Origin of the sequence: Aliiroseovarius sp., from assembly GCF_965228805.1 — a bacterium.
Taxonomy (GTDB): domain Bacteria; phylum Pseudomonadota; class Alphaproteobacteria; order Rhodobacterales; family Rhodobacteraceae; genus JASBTN01.
The window spans coordinates 3,939,992-3,956,399 of the sequence record NZ_CBDDIE010000003.1; the positions used below are offsets into that span (position 1 = coordinate 3,939,992).

General features: G+C 63.9%; 21 protein-coding genes. 15 read left to right on the forward strand and 6 right to left on the reverse strand.

Translation table 11 applies throughout. The features are described 5' to 3' along the window. Positions 1 to 96 precede the first annotated feature (96 nt). The 6 genes from ACO07D_RS20470 (at position 97) to ACO07D_RS20495 (ending at position 5,932) form a co-directional block, all read left to right on the forward strand. Positions 97 to 975: a branched-chain amino acid aminotransferase gene (locus ACO07D_RS20470; protein WP_421704776.1), complete on the forward strand. Its 879-nt coding sequence runs from the start codon at positions 97 to 99 to the stop codon at positions 973 to 975. 152 nt (positions 976 to 1,127) lie between these two features. Next, on the forward strand, positions 1,128 to 3,089 hold the full coding sequence (gene thrS / locus ACO07D_RS20475) for a threonine--tRNA ligase (protein ID WP_421704777.1): 1,962 nt from the start codon (positions 1,128 to 1,130) through the stop codon (positions 3,087 to 3,089). A 311-nt stretch (positions 3,090 to 3,400) separates the two neighbouring features. Further along, complete coding sequence (locus ACO07D_RS20480; RefSeq protein WP_421704778.1) at positions 3,401 to 3,706, forward strand: DUF2282 domain-containing protein; 306 nt, start codon at positions 3,401 to 3,403, stop codon at positions 3,704 to 3,706. Positions 3,707 to 3,766: 60 nt separating this feature from the next. Then, entirely contained in the window at positions 3,767 to 4,621 is an 855-nt protein-coding gene (locus ACO07D_RS20485) for a DUF692 domain-containing protein (RefSeq protein ID WP_421704779.1), read from the forward strand. Continuing rightward, positions 4,618 to 5,364: a DNA-binding domain-containing protein gene (locus tag ACO07D_RS20490; protein WP_421704780.1), complete on the forward strand. Its 747-nt coding sequence runs from the start codon at positions 4,618 to 4,620 to the stop codon at positions 5,362 to 5,364. The genes ACO07D_RS20485 and ACO07D_RS20490 overlap by 4 nt, the downstream gene beginning before the upstream one ends. A 4-nt stretch (positions 5,365 to 5,368) precedes the next feature. Then, positions 5,369 to 5,932, forward strand: coding sequence for a DoxX family protein (locus tag ACO07D_RS20495; RefSeq protein WP_421704781.1), 564 nt, complete (start codon positions 5,369 to 5,371; stop codon positions 5,930 to 5,932). Between the two features lie 83 nt (positions 5,933 to 6,015). On the opposite strand, the gene ACO07D_RS20500 is transcribed toward ACO07D_RS20495, so the two are convergent. Continuing rightward, positions 6,016 to 6,372, reverse strand: a complete 357-nt coding sequence (locus tag ACO07D_RS20500) for a hypothetical protein (RefSeq protein WP_421704782.1) — start codon at positions 6,370 to 6,372, stop codon at positions 6,016 to 6,018. A gap of 36 nt (positions 6,373 to 6,408) precedes the next feature. Continuing rightward, positions 6,409 to 6,744, reverse strand: a complete 336-nt coding sequence (locus ACO07D_RS20505; protein WP_421704783.1) for an arsenate reductase family protein — start codon at positions 6,742 to 6,744, stop codon at positions 6,409 to 6,411. 157 nt (positions 6,745 to 6,901) lie between these two features. Between ACO07D_RS20505 and ACO07D_RS20510 the strand changes: the two genes are divergently transcribed. Next, positions 6,902 to 7,108, forward strand: a complete 207-nt coding sequence (locus tag ACO07D_RS20510; RefSeq protein WP_421704784.1) for a cold-shock protein — start codon at positions 6,902 to 6,904, stop codon at positions 7,106 to 7,108. A gap of 156 nt (positions 7,109 to 7,264) precedes the next feature. Next, the gene (locus tag ACO07D_RS20515; RefSeq protein ID WP_421704785.1) at positions 7,265 to 7,474 is read left to right on the forward strand and encodes a cold-shock protein; all 210 of its coding nucleotides are present in this window, start codon (positions 7,265 to 7,267) and stop codon (positions 7,472 to 7,474) included. 270 nt (positions 7,475 to 7,744) lie between these two features. Here the strand turns inward: ACO07D_RS20515 and thyX are convergent, their stop codons facing one another. Continuing rightward, positions 7,745 to 8,647 carry an FAD-dependent thymidylate synthase gene (gene thyX / locus ACO07D_RS20520; protein WP_421704786.1) on the reverse strand — a complete coding sequence of 301 codons (903 nt, stop codon included), beginning with the start codon at positions 8,645 to 8,647 and terminating at the stop codon, positions 7,745 to 7,747. Positions 8,648 to 8,848: 201 nt separating this feature from the next. Here thyX and ACO07D_RS20525 point away from each other — a divergent pair, with 201 nt between their 5' ends. The 4 genes from ACO07D_RS20525 to ACO07D_RS20540 all read left to right on the forward strand — a co-directional run bounded on the left by ACO07D_RS20525 (position 8,849) and on the right by ACO07D_RS20540 (position 12,577). After that, complete coding sequence (locus ACO07D_RS20525; RefSeq protein WP_421704787.1) at positions 8,849 to 9,703, forward strand: hypothetical protein; 855 nt, start codon at positions 8,849 to 8,851, stop codon at positions 9,701 to 9,703. 7 nt (positions 9,704 to 9,710) lie between these two features. Continuing rightward, the gene (locus ACO07D_RS20530; RefSeq protein WP_421704788.1) at positions 9,711 to 11,132 is read left to right on the forward strand and encodes a hypothetical protein; all 1,422 of its coding nucleotides are present in this window, start codon (positions 9,711 to 9,713) and stop codon (positions 11,130 to 11,132) included. Between the two features lie 57 nt (positions 11,133 to 11,189). Then, positions 11,190 to 11,618 (forward strand): VOC family protein, encoded by a 429-nt coding sequence (locus tag ACO07D_RS20535; protein WP_421704789.1) that lies wholly within the window; start codon positions 11,190 to 11,192, stop codon positions 11,616 to 11,618. Between the two features lie 254 nt (positions 11,619 to 11,872). After that, a complete protein-coding gene (locus tag ACO07D_RS20540; protein ID WP_421704790.1) occupies positions 11,873 to 12,577 on the forward strand; it encodes a DUF1194 domain-containing protein in 705 nt (234 codons plus the stop codon). Positions 12,578 to 12,624: 47 nt separating this feature from the next. Here ACO07D_RS20540 and ACO07D_RS20545 read toward each other — a convergent pair whose 3' ends face one another. From ACO07D_RS20545 to ACO07D_RS20555, 3 genes are all read right to left on the reverse strand, one after another. Then, on the reverse strand, positions 12,625 to 13,122 hold the full coding sequence (locus ACO07D_RS20545) for a MarR family winged helix-turn-helix transcriptional regulator (RefSeq protein ID WP_421704791.1): 498 nt from the start codon (positions 13,120 to 13,122) through the stop codon (positions 12,625 to 12,627). Between the two features lie 110 nt (positions 13,123 to 13,232). Further along, positions 13,233 to 13,529 carry a succinate dehydrogenase assembly factor 2 gene (locus ACO07D_RS20550; RefSeq protein WP_421704792.1) on the reverse strand — a complete coding sequence of 99 codons (297 nt, stop codon included), beginning with the start codon at positions 13,527 to 13,529 and terminating at the stop codon, positions 13,233 to 13,235. Continuing rightward, entirely contained in the window at positions 13,526 to 13,918 is a 393-nt protein-coding gene (locus ACO07D_RS20555) for a helix-turn-helix domain-containing protein (protein WP_421704793.1), read from the reverse strand. The genes ACO07D_RS20550 and ACO07D_RS20555 overlap by 4 nt, the downstream gene beginning before the upstream one ends. Positions 13,919 to 13,995: 77 nt before the next feature. On the opposite strand from ACO07D_RS20555, the gene ACO07D_RS20560 reads away from it, so the two are divergent. From ACO07D_RS20560 to ACO07D_RS20570, 3 genes are all read left to right on the forward strand, one after another. Then, positions 13,996 to 15,198 carry a pyridoxal phosphate-dependent aminotransferase gene (locus ACO07D_RS20560; RefSeq protein ID WP_421704794.1) on the forward strand — a complete coding sequence of 401 codons (1,203 nt, stop codon included), beginning with the start codon at positions 13,996 to 13,998 and terminating at the stop codon, positions 15,196 to 15,198. Positions 15,199 to 15,277: 79 nt separating this feature from the next. After that, entirely contained in the window at positions 15,278 to 15,679 is a 402-nt protein-coding gene (locus tag ACO07D_RS20565) for a hypothetical protein (protein WP_421704795.1), read from the forward strand. 414 nt (positions 15,680 to 16,093) lie between these two features. Continuing rightward, positions 16,094 to 16,384 (forward strand): hypothetical protein, encoded by a 291-nt coding sequence (locus ACO07D_RS20570; RefSeq protein ID WP_421704796.1) that lies wholly within the window; start codon positions 16,094 to 16,096, stop codon positions 16,382 to 16,384. Positions 16,385 to 16,408 lie beyond the last annotated feature (24 nt).

Genomic DNA, 16,408 nt, shown 5'->3' on the forward strand with positions numbered 1-16,408 from the left:
CATTTCGAATTCCAGCAAAAGTGACGAAAGTTCAAAAGAAGATTTTTCCTTCGCCTGTTAAACTGGGGAAACCCAATCGCGAAGAGGAGGCACGAAATGGCTATCGGCAAAGGGCGCGTCATCACCTGGTTCGAAGGCAGCTGGCACGAGGGCAATATCCCCGTGATCAAGGCCGCCGATCACGTCGCCTGGCTGGGCAGCCAGGTCTTTGACGGGGCGCGCAAGTTCCAGGGGGTCATGCCCGATCTGGACCTGCATTGCGCCCGCCTGGTGCGCTCGGCCCAGGCGCTGGACATGGAACCGGTGACCACCGGCCCGGAAATCGAAGCCATCGTGCGTGAAGGCGTGGCCCGCTTCCCGGCCGACGCCACGCTCTATATCCGCCCGATGATGTGGAGCTGTGATAGCGGGCCGGGCCTGATCGAGCCCAACCCCTTCTCCACCGCCTTCTCGGTCTGTATCGAGGAACTGGCAATGCCCGACATCGAAGGTTTCTCGCTGACCGTCGCGCCCTATACCCGCCCACGCCAGGACATGGCCCTGACCGAGGCGAAGGCCGGATCGCTCTATGCCAATAACGCGCGCATCATGTCCTATGCCCGGTCGCGCGGCTTCTCGAACGCGCTGTCGATGGATATCGACGGGCATGTGGCCGAAACCGCCTCGACCAACGTCTTCCTGGCCCGCGACGGGGTGGTCTTTACCCCGGTGCCGACAGGCTGCTTCCTGAACGGTTTGACCCGCCAGCGGGTGATCGGCCTTCTGCGCGCGGATGGGGTCGAGGTCGTGGAAACCTCCCTGACCGTGGACGATTTCCGTGGGGCCGACGAGATCTTTGCCACCGGCAATATCGCCAAGGTCATGCCGGTCTCGAAACTCGAGGATCGCGAGCTGGGCATCGGTCCACTGTCGAAACGCACGCGCGAGCTTTACTGGGATTTCGCCCTGTCCACCCCGCAGGCCAGCGCCGCCTGACACCCCCCGTGACAATTCCGCCCCGCGCGCGCCTCAATCGCGCACGGGGCAACACTCTCCTTGACTATCGCGGCAACTGGGCGCAAAACGCGCCCACACATAACCCGCAACCGGGCGTTCCGTGGGCGCCAAACTGACGAGGAGACTGGCCAATGGCCCTGGATTCCCCCCAAATCTCTCTGACCTTTCCCGATGGCAATGCGCGTGACTTCGCCGCAGGTGTGACCCCTGCAGACGTGGCAGCCGGGATTTCCAACTCCCTGGCCAAAAAGGCCATCTCGGCCACCGTCAACGGCCAGCACTGGGACCTGCAATGGCCCATCGAGGCCGACGCCGAAATCGCCATTCACACCATGAAGGACGACGAGCAGGCGCTGGAACTGATCCGGCACGACTGCGCCCATATCATGGCCCGCGCCGTGCAGGAGATCTGGCCTGACGTGAAGGTCACGATCGGCCCGGTCATTGATAATGGCTTCTACTACGACTTCGACCGCGAAGAGCCCTTTACGCCCGAGGACCTGGGCCAGATCGAAGCGAAGATGAAGGAAATCATCAACCGCCGCGATCCGGTGACCACGGAACTGTGGGAGCGTGACCGTGCGGTGGCCTATTACGAGGCCAACGGTGAGCCCTACAAGGTCGAGCTGGTCGGCATGATCCCCGAAGGCCAGCCCATTCGCATGTACTGGCATGGCGACTGGCAGGACCTCTGCCGCGGCCCGCATTTCCAGCACACCGGCCAGGTGCCCGCCGACGCCTTCAAACTGATGAGCGTCGCCGGCGCCTATTGGCGTGGCGACAGCGACCGCCCGATGCTGCAGCGTATCTACGGCGTGGCGTTCCAGAACAAGAACGAGCTGAAGAAACACCTTCTGATGCTGGAAGAGGCCGCCAAACGCGACCACCGCAAGCTGGGCCGCGAGATGGACCTGTTCCACATGCAGGAGGAAGCGCCGGGCCAGATCTTCTGGCATCCGAACGGCTGGAGCATTTACACCACGTTGCAGGACTACATGCGCCGCGCCCAGACCAAGGGCGGCTATGTCGAGGTGAACACGCCCCAGGTCGTCGACCGCAAGCTGTGGGAAGCCTCCGGCCACTGGGACAAGTACCAGGAGCACATGTTCATCGTCGAAGTGGACGAGGATCACGCGCGTGAGAAGTCCGTCAATGCGCTCAAACCGATGAACTGCCCCTGCCACGTGCAGATCTTCAACCAGGGCCTCAAGTCCTATCGCGACCTGCCCCTGCGCATGGCCGAGTTCGGCAGCTGCAACCGCTATGAGCCCTCGGGCGCCCTGCACGGCATCATGCGCGTGCGCGGCTTTACCCAGGATGACGCCCATATCTTCTGCACCGAGGATCAGATCGAGGAAGAAACCAAGCGTTTCATCGACTTCCTGTCGTCGGTCTACACCGACCTTGGCTTTGCCGAGTTCAAGGTGCTCTTCTCGGACCGCCCGGAAAAACGCGCGGGCGCCGACGAGGTCTGGGACAAGTCCGAAAGCGCGCTGCTGGCCGCGACCCGGGCTGCCGGGATCGAACCGGGCCTGAACCCGGGCGAAGGCGCTTTCTACGGGCCGAAGCTGGAGTTCGTGCTGACCGATGCCATTGGCCGCGACTGGCAATGCGGCACGCTTCAGGTGGATTTCGTGCTGCCGGAACGTCTGGATGCGACCTATATTGGCGAAGACGGCGCCAAGCACCGGCCGGTCATGCTGCACCGCGCGACGCTGGGCAGCTTCGAGCGTTTCATCGGCATCCTGATCGAAAGCCACGCGGGCAAGCTGCCCTTCTGGATCGCCCCGCGCCAGGTTGTGGTCGCTTCGATCGTCTCGGATGCGGATGACTTCGTGCAGGAGGTCGTGGCCGAGCTGCGCGCCGCCGGTGTCCGTGCCGAGGCCGACATTCGCAACGAGAAGATCAACTACAAGGTCCGCGAACATTCCGTGGGCAAGGTTCCGGTGATCCTGGCCGTCGGCATGAAGGAGGTCGAGGACAGAACTGTTTCAATGCGCCGTTTGGGCGAGAAACATTCGAAGGTTCTGGCCCTTGCGGACGTGGTTTCGCAGCTGGCCGAAGAGGCCACCGCGCCCGATTTGAAGGGCTGAGCGTGAACTGACACGCGCGTCACTGCGAAAAATTCCCATCGGCCGGTGAAGAGATTCACCGGCCGTTTTTATTTTCTTTCAAGACCTTACCCCACACACTCAAATCCGGAGTTCTGAAATTCCGGAAGTCTGCAGGGCCCGCAGGACCTGCCACCCCTCACGCGCAATTCACAAAATCGTTTGTTTCAACCCCATAACAGCGCCGTCAAGCACGGTCCTGTGATTGGCATGTTATCGGTTGGACGGACTACCTCTTCTTCATCGCAAGACGCGATGTGCAAATTTCTGGATACGAACAAGAGGATGTCCGAATGACCAACCATGTGAAAACTCTCGCCGTTGCTGGTGCCGTTGCCGCTGCCGTGACCGCTCACGCCCTGCCGGCCGCCGCCGAAGACAACGAGAAGTGCTACGGCGTCTCGCTCGCGGGCCAGAACGACTGCGCCGCCGGCCCCGGCACCACCTGCGCCGGCACCTCGACCGTCGACTATCAGGGCAACGCCTGGACCCTGGTCCCGGCCGGCACCTGCGCCGACATCGAGCTGCCCGCGATGGCCGATGGCTCCGCGCGCATGGGCTCGCTGGAAGCTCTGGACCGCGACCTGCCCGCGTCGTGATCCGACCGTCCCCGGCCCGTCCTGGCGGCCGGGGACACCCCCTATTTCCGCGAGAAGACCATGCTTGATACGACCCAGACCAAGACGCTGCCCAATGGGGCGGGCGTTGGCTATAAACCCCAACATTTTGCCGATCTGACCCGTGATGCGGGATCGGTCAAATGGCTGGAAATCCACGCGGAAAACTACATGGGCGACGGCGGGCGCCCGCTGGCGCAGCTGCGCCACCTCGCCGAGAGATTCCCGATGTCCGTGCATGGCGTTGGCCTGTCCATCGGGGGCGAAGGCGCCCTGGATGGCGACCATCTGGCCCGCCTCAAGCACCTTGTCGACTGGCTGAACCCGGCGGTGTTTTCCGAACACCTGGCCTGGTCCACCCATGACGGCGCCTTCCTGAACGACCTGCTGCCCCTGCCCTATACCGCGTCCACGCTGGACCGCGTCGCCGATCATATCGACCAGTTGCAGGATGCCATCGGTCGCCAGATGCTGCTGGAGAACCCCTCCTCCTACCTGGCGTTTGAGGAAAGCACGATCGAAGAGCCCGACTTTTTGCGCCAGATCGCCAAACGCACCGGCTGCGGGTTGCTGCTGGATGTGAACAACGTCTTCGTCTCCGCCACCAACCTGGGCTATGACCCACGTGCCTATATCGACGCCTACCCGCTTGACCTGGTTCAGGAAATCCACCTGGGCGGGCATGACGAGGACGAGGATGACCACGGCCGCCCCCTGCTGATCGACAGCCACGGGCGCGAAGTGGTCGACCCGGTCTGGGCGCTTTATGACTACACCATCGCAGCCAGCGGACCGCGCCCGACCCTGATCGAATGGGACACGGATGTGCCGGACTGGCCCGTTCTGGAAGCCGAGGCCGCCCGCGCCGCCGCCCACCTCGAAAAGGTGCCCGCATGAGCGTCTCGCAGACCCAATTCCGCGCGGCCATGATGGACGCGGCCCAGCCCGTGCCCGACGGCCTGTCTGATGCACGCGGCGACGGGGCCGGCAAGCGGTTCGACGTCTATCGCAACAATGTCGCGGTCAGCCTGACCGAGGCACTGGAGCAGGCCTTTCCCACCATTCGCGCCCTGGTCGGCGACGAGTTCTTCAAGGCCATGGCAGGGGTCTTCCTGCGCCAATCACCCCCCGGCTCACCCATGCTGATGCAATATGGCGAGACCTTCCCGGGCTTCCTGTCCAGCTTTCAGCCAGTCGCCCACCTGGGTTACCTGCCCGATGTCGCGCGCCTGGAACAGGCGATGCGCGAAAGCTATCACGCAGGCGACGCAGTGCCCGCCGACCCCGCCGCGCTGCAAGACCTGCCGCCGGATCGGCTGATGGCGGCACGGCTGGAGCTTGCCCCGGCCACGCGGGTGGTCCGCTCCCCCTGGCCGATCCATTCGGTCTGGATGGCGACCAACCAGGGCGGTCCTGCCCCCACGCCCGCCGCACAGGACGTGCTGATCACCCGACCCGAACTCGACCCGCAGCTCACCTTGCTGCCCGCGGGCGGCGCGGAATTCATCGAAGCGCTGGCCAAACACAGCTTCGGCGAAGCCCTCGCCACCGCCCAGCGCGCCGCGCCAAACTTCGACCTGACCACCACACTCGGCGCCCTGATCTCAGGTGGCGCCATTGCAAGAATTACGGAAGGCTGACCTTATGAATGCTCTGATTTCCCTGCACAATTCCATCTTTGACAGGATCGACCGCCAGGGCGATTGGCTGCTGCCCACACTGGCACGCTTTACCGTGCTCGCCACCCTGATGATCTACTACTGGCATTCCGCCACGCTGAAGATCGGCGACGGCATCTTCGGCATCCTGCAACCCTCGCTGGGCGCCTATGCGCAGATCTTCCCGAAGGCGATGGAAGCGGTCAGCTATGACGTCTCGCAGCTGGGGCTGTTCCACTGGGCCGTGGTCACTGCAGGCACGCTCGCCGAGTTCATCCTGCCCGCGCTCTTGCTGGTCGGCTTTGCCACCCGCCTGGCGTCGATCGGCATGATCGGTTTCATCGTGGTGCAAAGCCTGACCGACCTCTACGGCCATGGCGGCATCGAACATGTGGCCACCCTGGGCGCCTGGTTCGACCGCCTGCCCGACGGCGTCATCCTGGACCAGCGCCTGTTCTGGGTCACCGCGCTGATCGTGCTGGTGGTGAAAGGCGCAGGCCCCCTGTCGCTGGACCGCATCCTGGCGCGCCGCGACCAACCCGAGATGTGACGAGTACGCCTCCAGCTCAGGAGCGCAAGTCAGTGCCGCGGCCGGGGGGCGTCCTCCCCGGCCGCGTGTATTTTTTGGGGTGGTCAGTGCGGGTCCGGCTGGCGGGCGGCGAGGGCCAGAAGGCCACCCAGCCCCGCCATGGCGATCGGGAACATGGTGAAGACACCGTAGCCGAAAGCGAAATACATGCCAGCCGCCGAGGCCAGCAGCAGCCCGCCGCCCACCAGCGCGACCGAACGCGCCATCGCCCCGCCCGCAATCGCCAGCACCGGAGCGATCAGCCCGAACAGGCGAATGCGTTCGGGGTGGTCGACCTGCTCCGCCAGGTCCGGGATTTCACCGAAATGGTCGATGAACTCGGTATAGCCATAGCCGAAGAACCCGACCAGCATGCCCCAGATCCCGGCGATGATGCCCAGCACAAGTGCGGCGTTTCGCATGATAAAACTCCTGCTCGTTTCCCCTCAGATGGGGGCTCAGACCGATTTGTCCAGCCACTGGGCGCGCTCATTCGCGCCCCAGCCCAGGGTCAGAACACCGCCCGCTTCCACAACCGGGCGCTTCATCAAGGTTGGATGGGCGGAAAGCAGCTCAACCGGGGGCCTCTCGCGGTCTTCCTCGCTCAACCCGCGCCAGGTGGTCGAGCGCCGATTGACCAAAGCCTCACCGAACTCGGCGAAAAACCGCTCAAGATCAGCGCCTTCAACCCCGTCCGCCCGCACATCAACATAGTCAGGCTCATGCCCTGCTCCGGTCAGTTCCTTGACCGCCTTTCGACAGGTGTCACAGCTCTTCAATCCCCAGATCCGCATCACATCCCCCACGTCACAATAGTTTCACTTGCTTTTCTGACCATCCGTTCCAAACTTGCGCGCACGATAAGGCCAATTCACGAACTCCGCCCCCTTCTATCGGGGCAGCCGGAAAGTTTGAAGATACGGCTGCATAACTAGACAGGGAGAAGTTCACATGCCCAGCGGCACCGTGAAATGGTTCAACACGACGAAAGGCTACGGGTTCATTGCGCCCGAGGATGGCGGCAAGGATGTTTTTGTCCATATTTCCGCCGTCGAACGCTCGGGCCTCACCGGCCTCGCCGATAACCAGAAAGTCGAGTACGAATTGCGCGAGGGGCGCGACGGCCGCCCGCTGGCCTCGGATCTGAAAGTCGTCTGACACATTTATTTAACTTGCAATATCGATCCTGCGCGCCCATGTGTGGGGAGTACCACCGACTATCTACCGTCTCCTCTACCAAGCAGCCGGATCGATACCGCTGCGCTACCAGGTCGTCGCAACTCCGTGGACGACATGAATAGAAGGAATGACGGAATGGCCACTGGCACCGTGAAATGGTTCAACGAAACTAAAGGCTTCGGCTTCATCGCCCCGGAAGGCGGCGGCAACGATGTGTTCGTGCACATCTCGGCCGTGCAGCGCTCGGGCCTGACCGGCCTGGCCGATAACCAGAAGGTCAGCTTCGAGCTGCAGGAAGGCCGCGACGGCCGCCAGTCGGCCGTGGACCTGACCCTGGTCGACTGAGTTTAGGCTCATCGAGACTGCGAAAGGCCGCCCATTTGGGCGGCCTTTTTTGTTCCGGGGAGTTTAGCGCAGCGGGGCGGCGTCCGACCCTGGGTGGGCGCTTGGGAACCGGGAAGTAGGGCATGCGGCCCGTCCCATCCGGAACGGCGGTTCTGATTGATCCGTTGCAAAAGCGCCCTCCCGTGGGGAGGGTCGGGCGCCGCGCCGCTGCGCGGTGCGTGACAGTCATCTTCGCATCCGCTCGACGGGCGCGGCGCGATCTGACCAGGCTTACGCCCCCTTCAGCACATCCTGAAACTCGCGCCATTCGCGCGCCGACATGCCGCTGTCTTCCTGGCTGACCTCTTCGCCCGCCGCGATCCGGCGCACGCAGTCGACCATTTGCGCGGATAGGGTGACCGAACCCAGGCGGTAATCCTCGAACGCTTTGTAGGCGGCGGGCACCCAGTCGGCGACGATCTTGCAGATAGCGTCGGCATAGACGCGGATCTCGTATTGGGCGTGGTGGTCGGCGCGCAGGCGCAGGAAGTGGAACAGGTTGTGCAGGTCCACCTTCCAGTACCATTGCGTGTAGACATTCGCAGGCAGGTTCATGCGCGCCAGTTCCCGTGCCAGGCCCTGGTCGTTGATCATGCCCTCGTAATTGTCATAGGCGCGGGTGCTGTCGGCCTTCAGGATTTCCAGCACGCGTGCGGCGTCCTCGCCCTCCAGCAGAGCGCCGCGGCCCTGGTTGTTCACCTCGCTCTGCGCGGCGACCTGGTCGGGGGCGGGGATATAGAACTCGCGGTCCAGGATCGAATAACGCGCGGAGTATTCGTTCACATTCGCCGTGCGGTGGCGGATCCACTGGCGCGCCACGAAGACCGGCAGTTTCACATGCAGCTTGATCTCGCACATCTCGAACGGGGTCGAATGCCAGTGGCGCATCAGGTAGCGGATGAGCCCTTCGTCATTCGACACGCTCTTGGTGCCCTTGCCGTAGCTCACCCGCGCGGCCTGGCAGATCGCGCTATCGTCACCCATATAGTCGATGACCCGCACCAGCCCGTGATCCAGCACCTCATGCGCCTTGTAGAGATGCGCTTCCATCCCCTCGCTGACCACCCGCAGGGTCTGATTGGGCCGCGCGCGCTGTTCGTCGATCTCGGCTTGCTGTTCGGGGGTCAGGGGCATAACGAATCTCCGGCATGGATGTGGTAAGCAGCACTATATCTAGGCGGGCGCCCGACCGGAACCGCCATATCCCGTAGGGCAGCAAAACCACACCCCGGTGCAAAATCCCGCCCAATTCACTGAAAAGTTGACAAGAACGCCGCGCAATGGATTGATAAGCCCAAAGAAAAAGCAGTCAAAAAGCACACGAGGCAGGACAGCATGAAGCGTTTTATCGGCATGGGGCTCATCGCCCTGGCTCTGGTCGCATGCGACAATGAGACAAATCCCCTGACAGGTCCGGGCTCGGACACTGACGACGGGGCCTCCACCAGCTCGAATGAAATCTACCAGGGCGAGATGAACAACCTCGTCTTCGACGCGACCACGGGCGAGATCATTATCAACAACCTGCCCTTCGACGGGGTCGACGGGCGCTATGCCGACACCGGGATCGTGACCGTGCCGGGCTTCGGCGTCTATGAAAGCCAGACCACCGGTGAAACCGGGCAGTTCCAATATATGGCGGTCTATGCCGAAGGCACCTATACCCGCGCCGGGGCGGCGGGCACCGGGGATTACGCCTCGTTCGGCCATGGCGGCACGATGATTGCCACCGATGGCGGCGCGGTCGCCATGCCGATCATGCGTGGTGAGTTGATCTATACCGGCGACTACGCAGGCATTCGCGTGCTGGACGAAAACGCGGGCAACGACCTTCTGCTGACCCGCGGCAATGCGACCCTGATCGTCGACCTCCTGGACTTCGACGTGGATGGCGCGATCCTGGGCTCGATTTCCGGGCATGAGCTTCTGGACATGAACGGCAACGTGATCGGCACCCTGCCGGGCATCGCGCTGAACGAGACCTCGATCGGCGCCGATGGCACCATCGCCGAAGGCACCACAACGACCTATGACAGCGACGGTGACCCGCTGGAAACCGGCACCTGGGGCGGCAAGTTCGCGGGCCCCGATGGCGAGGAAATCGTCGGCTATGTCATCATGACCGGTGACAATGGCGAAAGCACCGATGTCGACGCGATGGAGCGCGGCGTCTTCATCGTGGTCGACTGACGGGCTCATGACACGGGGGCGCCCTCTGCGGCGATTGGCCAGGGCGGGCGCCCTGGCCTTGGCGCTGTCTGGCGCGCTGCCCCTGGCGGCGACCAGCGAACCGATGCGCCTGGCCCCCGAAGAAGCGCGCGCCTATGCCACCAACCTGTTGCGTCAAGGCCAGATCAGCGCCGCACGGGCGCTGGCACTGGTGCTGCTGGAAGCCGACCCCGAAGACCTGTCTGCCCTGCTGGTCCTGACCGACGCCGAACTGGCGCTTGGCAATCCCAAGGCCGCGGCCAGCGCCGCCCGGCGGGCCTGGGCCGTTGCCGACGCCCCCAAGGAACGGTTCCTGGCCGCCATGGGACGCGCGACCGCGCTGGCCGGGCAGGAACGCTACCTTGCCGCGCAACTCTGGCTGCGCCGCGCCTCGGACCTTGCCCCCTCCCCCGCACTGGAGCGGATCGTCGCGCGCCGGTTTAAGGCGGTGTCCGCGCAAAATCCGCTGCGCCTGTCCTTTTCTGGCTCGATCACGCCCTCGGATAACGTCAACGGCGGGTCGAGCGAGACCACGATGACCTCCGCTTTCTTCGGCCCCAACTTCGTGGGCATCATCCCGCAAGCAAGCCAGGCGCTGGCGGGCTGGAAATTCACCGCCGCCGCCCAGGCCGACCGCCGCCTGTCGCGCGGCCCGAACCATCAAACCACGCTGACCCTGCGCACCGAAGTCACGCGGCTTCGGTTCTCCGACGAGGTGCGCGAGGCGCTGCGCGATGTTGATACCGATCTGCCGACCCTGACCTCCAGCGAGCTTGGCACCACAAATGTCGAATTGCGCCTGTCGCACCAGTGGCGCATTGACGGGCGCGCGCCGGTCTGGCGGTCGAGCCTGGCCCTGTCCCACAGCTGGCTGGGCGGCGACGATCACGCCGACACGCTGTTTGCCACGTTCGGCGTGTATCTTCCCGAAATCGGGCCTGGCAGCCTCAATCTCTCGCTCAGCGCGCAGGCGCGGTCCCGACTGGACAACGACGACTACTCCGCCGCGATCTACAGCGCGCATGCCTCCTATGGCCTGCCCATGGACAGCGGTCGGTTGACCCTGTCGCTGGGCACACGCGAGGCCTTCGGCCGTGTCGATACGCAGGATTACAGCTCGGTTCTGGCCGGGGTGCACTTCGACTTGGGCAAGCCGGTGTTTGACAGCGTGAAGCTTGGCCTCGGGCTTGATCTGGAGGACCGGCTTTATGATGCTTCCAACCACGTTCCGGGCCGGGGTCCCATGTCGATCCAGTCGGTGGGGCTGAGCGCCGATGCGACCCTGACCGGGCTGTCGTTTCTGGGTTTTGCCCCGGTCGTGACCCTCAGCCATGAACGCAACTGGTCGAACGTGCCGCTCTATACCAACACCCAGACCAGTTTCTCGCTTGGGGTGCGTTCGCAGTTCTGACCCTTTCCCTGCGTGGGCAGATTGGTATTGTGAGCGCAAACAACTGGAGCTGCGCTTATGAACATTCGATATCTGCACACGATGGTCCGGGTGAAGGATCTGGAGGCGACGATGCGCTTCTTTTCCCTGCTGGGCCTGGAAGAGACCCGGCGTTGGGACAATGAGGGTGGGCGGTTTTCGCTGATCTTCATGGCCCCGCCGGGCCAGCCGGACTGCCCGGTCGAGCTGACGTATAACTGGGATGGCGACGAGGGGCTGCCCTCCGACAGCCGCCATTTCGGCCACCTGGCCTATGAGGTCGAGGATATCTATGCCATGTGCCAGCACCTCATGGACAATGGCGTGGTGATCAACCGCCCGCCGCGCGACGGGCGCATGGCCTTCGTGCGCTCGCCGGACAATGTCTCGGTCGAACTGTTGCAGATGGGCGAGGCGAAGGAGCCGCAGGAACCATGGGCAAGCATGGAGAACACGGGCCACTGGTAGGGCGCGCGCCCTTGGGCGGCGGTGGTCGGGGGGATGATGCCCGCCCGCCCCACCACCAAAGCTGGGCCGCCCGGCTGATCCGCAGGGTTTGGGCAGGGTGCGCAGCAAAGTTGCTCCACACGGCGGGGGCACGCGCTGCGCCCGTGCAGGTCCGGGGTATGCAGGGCCGGGGCGTGGAGGTCGCGCAAGCCTCCCTGCGCCACCTGCCCCGGCACGACCGTTGCAAGCCCCGCACCGGACGCCTGGCCCGGACCTTGGCGCTCCTCTGTCTGACCTGCCCCCTGCCCGCCCTGTCGCAAGAGCTGCTCTGCCGTCAGGCGCTGGCCTTGGGGCTGGATGTCTCGGCATCGGTCAATGCCCAGGAATATCGCCTGCAACTGGACGGGCTGGCCGCCGCGCTGACACACCCGGATGTGCGCCATGCGCTTCTGTCCGTACCGGGCCTGCCGGTGCGCCTGGCCATCTATGAATGGAGCGGCCCCCAGGATCAGCGCCTGTTGGTGGACTGGGTCGCGATCACCGATCAGGACGCACTGACCCGGGTCACTGCCCGCCTGCGCGCCACCACCCGCACCGCGACCAATCCAACGACGGCACTGGGAACCGCCATGCTCTACGGCGCGCGGCTCTTGAACAGCCAGGAAAGCTGCTGGCGGCGCACCCTGGACATTTCCGGCGACGGGCGATCGAACACCGGTCCACGCCCCCAGGACATTCGGGACGCTCCGGCCCTGCAGGGCATTGTCATCAATGCGCTGGTCATCGGCTCGGACCATCCGGACGGCGGCGTGCCGGTGGATGAGATCAAGGCGCTTCGGGCGCATTTCGAGACCAAGGTGATCCGCGGCCCCGACGCCTTTACCGAGGTCGCCTTGGGCTTTGCCGATTATGAAAGGGCCATGGTGCGCAAGCTCCTGCGCGAGACCGAAGGGCTGGCGATTGGTCGGTTGGCCCGCTAGGGCGCGCCCTCTGCCAAAGACGCAACAGCCGCACGCCCGAACCTGCCTCAGTAAATATAGCGGATCTGGTCGGTCCAGTAGCGTTCGACGCGCTTCAGGGCCGCGTTGATTTCCTCGATCCCGGCCGCCGACAGCACGCCGCGCGATTGCAGCCCGTCGGCGTGACGTTCGAACAGGCCCGCCACCACGTCGCGAATGTTGCGCCCCTTTTCGGTCAGGCGCACCCGCACCGAGCGGCGATCGATCTCGCAGCGTTGATGGTGCATATAGCCCATCTCGACCAGTTTCTTGAGGTTGTAGCTGACATTCGAGCCCTGGTAGTAGCCGCGCGATTTCAATTCGCCCGCCGTGACCTCGTTGTCACCGATATTGAACAGCAAAAGCGCCTGGACCGCGTTGATCTCCAACACGCCGACACGCTCGAATTCGTCCTTGATCACGTCCAGAAGCAGCCGGTGCAGCCGCTCCACCAAGGCCAGGCTGTCCAGGTACTGTCCCACAAAGCCCATGTTTGCGCTCTGCTCGATCGGGGAATGCATACTCATCCGTCTCTCCACAACTTGTCTTGAGGCGAGACTGCGGCGAAAGTCAGAACATTCAGTTAAATGCGCCGGAGAATTGTGGAAAATTTTAGCCGCCCGGCGCCCAGGTCGGCTCAGCGCGCCCCGGCGTGGGTGGCGATCACCTCGATCAGCGCGGCGAACGCGTCGGGCGCGGCAACCTGCCCGGTGACCCATTGGTAAAGGTCCTGGTCGTTTTCGCTGAGCAGCCGATCATAGAGTGTCAGCATCTCCTCATCCAGATCCTCCAGGCTCGCATCCGCCCAGTTCTTCAGGATGATATCCATTTCCTTGATGCCCCGGCGCATCGAGCGCATGGACAGGCGTTTCAGCCGGTTTTCGCGGCTTTCGCCTTCCCCACCCGGGGTTTCGTACAGACCGGCCCCGCTCATACCGCGCCCGCCTCCAGTTTCTTGCGCAGCGCCTTTTCAAGCTTGCCCAGCCGATCCACCTGCGCGGTCATCTGCGATTTCAGCCCGCGGATCTCCAGCAGGATGTCGCGCACCTCAGGCGTCAGCACCACCTCGGTCTCGGGTTCATCCACGCCCTCGCCTTCGCCGGTCAAGAGCCAGACCAGCGAGACATTCAACACGCCCGACAGCATCTGCAGCTTGTTGGCGCGGGGTTCGGACAGGTCCTCTTCCCAAGCCTTCAGGGTCTTCAGCTTGACGCCCAGACGGCGGGAAAGCTCGGCCTGGCTCATGCCCTCGTATTCGCGCGCACCGGCCAGGCGGTCGCCGAAAGTTGCCGTTTCATTCGAATACCAGCTGTCGTCTTCCATATTCCTGCCTTCCTGCTTGATCGCCGTTTGGGCGCACCCTAAGACAAGCGTGACGCAGATACAAACAAGAGGCCGACATGACTTTCCTCTCCGCGACACTCGACCGCGTGAAACCCTCGCCGACCATTGCCGTGTCCAACCTGGCGGCCGAGCTGAAGGCAGCTGGCAAGGACGTGATCGGCCTGGGCGCGGGCGAGCCCGATTTCGACACACCGGACAATGTCAAAGCCGCCGCCGTGGCCGCGATTGGCGCGGGCAAGACCAAATACACCGCCGTCGATGGCATTGCCGAGCTGAAGGCCGCGATCTGCGCCAAGTTCGAACGCGAAAACGGCCTCAAATACGAACCCGCCCAGGTGTCCGTCGGCACCGGTGGCAAGCAGATCCTCTATAACGCGCTGATGGCCACGCTGAACCCGGGCGACGAGGTGATCATCCCGGCCCCCTATTGGGTCAGCTACCCGGACATGGTGCTGCTTGCGGGCGGCGAGCCCGTGGTGGTCGAATGCGGCATCGAAGACGCCTTCAAGATGACGCCGGAAGCTTTGGAAGCCGCAATTACGTCCAAGACCAAATGGCTGATCTTCAACTCGCCCTCGAACCCGACCGGCACGGGCTACAGCTGGGACGAGCTGAAGGCGTTGACCGATGTGCTGATGCGCCACCCTCATGTCTGGGTGATGACCGACGACATGTATGAACACCTGGTCTATGGCGACTTTACCTTCTGCACCCCCGCCCAGGTCGAACCGGGGCTGTATGACCGCACCCTGACCTGCAACGGCGTGTCGAAAGCCTATGCCATGACCGGCTGGCGCATCGGCTATGCCGCCGGGCCGAAGACCCTGATCGCCGCCATGCGCAAGATCCAGTCGCAATCGACCTCGAACCCCTGTTCGGTCAGCCAATGGGCGGCCGTGGAAGCGCTGAATGGCCCGCAGGATTTCATCGAGGGCAACAAGGCGGTGTTCCAACGCCGCCGCGACCTGGTGGTCGAGATGCTGAACGCAGCAGACGGCATCACCTGCCCGGTGCCGGATGGGGCTTTCTATGTCTACCCGTCGATTGCGGGCTGCCTGGGCAAGACCTCGGCTGGCGGGGTCAAGATCGAAGACGATGAAACCTTCGCCAAGGCGCTGCTGGAAGAAAAAGGCGTTGCAGTTGTGTTCGGATCGGCTTTCGGTTTGTCGCCGAACTTCCGCGTCTCCTACGCCACCTCGGACGAGGCCCTCAAGGAAGCCTGCACCCGCATCCAGGCCTTCTGCGCAGAACTCGGCTGAGTAGAGCCACCCCTCTGGCCTCACTTGCCCGGCACTGATAGGCTGCCGGGCAAGCACAAGATCCAGAACGGACCAGACCATGAGCGCCGACCTGCCCGAATACTACTTCCGCGTCCGCGAAAACGGCGCCTTCGTGTTCCGCGTGGACACCGAGAACCGCCAGCGCCGCATCGACATGGACCAGATCGCGGTGGTGAACATCAAGAACGGCGAGGTCAAACCCCACGGCGACCGCATCCTGTCCGAGGCGGACAAGGCGGCGATTGCCGACTGGATGGCCTCGCGGCGGCAGGTGCTGGCCGAACGGGACGTCGACGACATCCTGCGCACGGTCGATCACCTGAACCTGACCGCCCACTGGGCCCAGACCAAAGCAGAAGACGACCAGCTGGAAGCCGTCACCGACGCGCTGCTGCTCGCCATGCACGACCTACGCACGGTTCTGGTGCGCAAGAAGGCCGACCGGCTGATGAAGGGCTAAGGCCTTCCCCGAACAGCTGTTGCCAATCCGCCCCCGGCGCGGCGGGGCGGGATGCCACAGGACCAGCCCCAAACGCAACACCTGCTGGGGTGGGAGCCGTGCCGGGGGCGGCCACGACGCATTCCCACCCGGTGGCCCTCCCGCCCCTCGCCCGCGCCCCTGCGGGGCTTGTCGAGGGTTGGGCCAAGCCCTTCTTGCCCTGGCAAGAAGGGTGGGGAGCCGACAACGCTGCTTGTCACCGCGGAAGGCTCGTGGCTTGCGGCGGGTGCGCCCCGGGGCTCTGCCCCCGCCCGACACGCCCTGCGGGCCTGTCAGCCTCCCCCGAGGTATTTTCGGCAAGAGAAAGAGGGCATGGAGCGACATATCCGGCCAACACCCCTTTGCGCAACGTGGCATGCCCACCAGATTGGGACCATGGACCTCGTATTCCGTTTCTCATCCCGGCTGTTTTTCGTGCTCGGCGTTTCGTCCATCGTCAGCGGCCTTATCTGCGCCCTGTTCAGCGTAGAGCATTTTCTCGACTATCGGCGAGTGGACGGGCAATTTCAGGCTTGGGGGCGCCAGTCTGGGGATTGGGTCAATATTCCCGCCTGGCTCTGGCTCACGGGCCGATTTTCGGACGTTACCTTGGCAGCCGGGGGCATCGTCGGCGTATTCATTGCCTTGACCGTGGTGCTGCGTGGGCCCCAGGGGAAGTCCAAGTAAAATCGCCAACTGACCCGCCTGTCC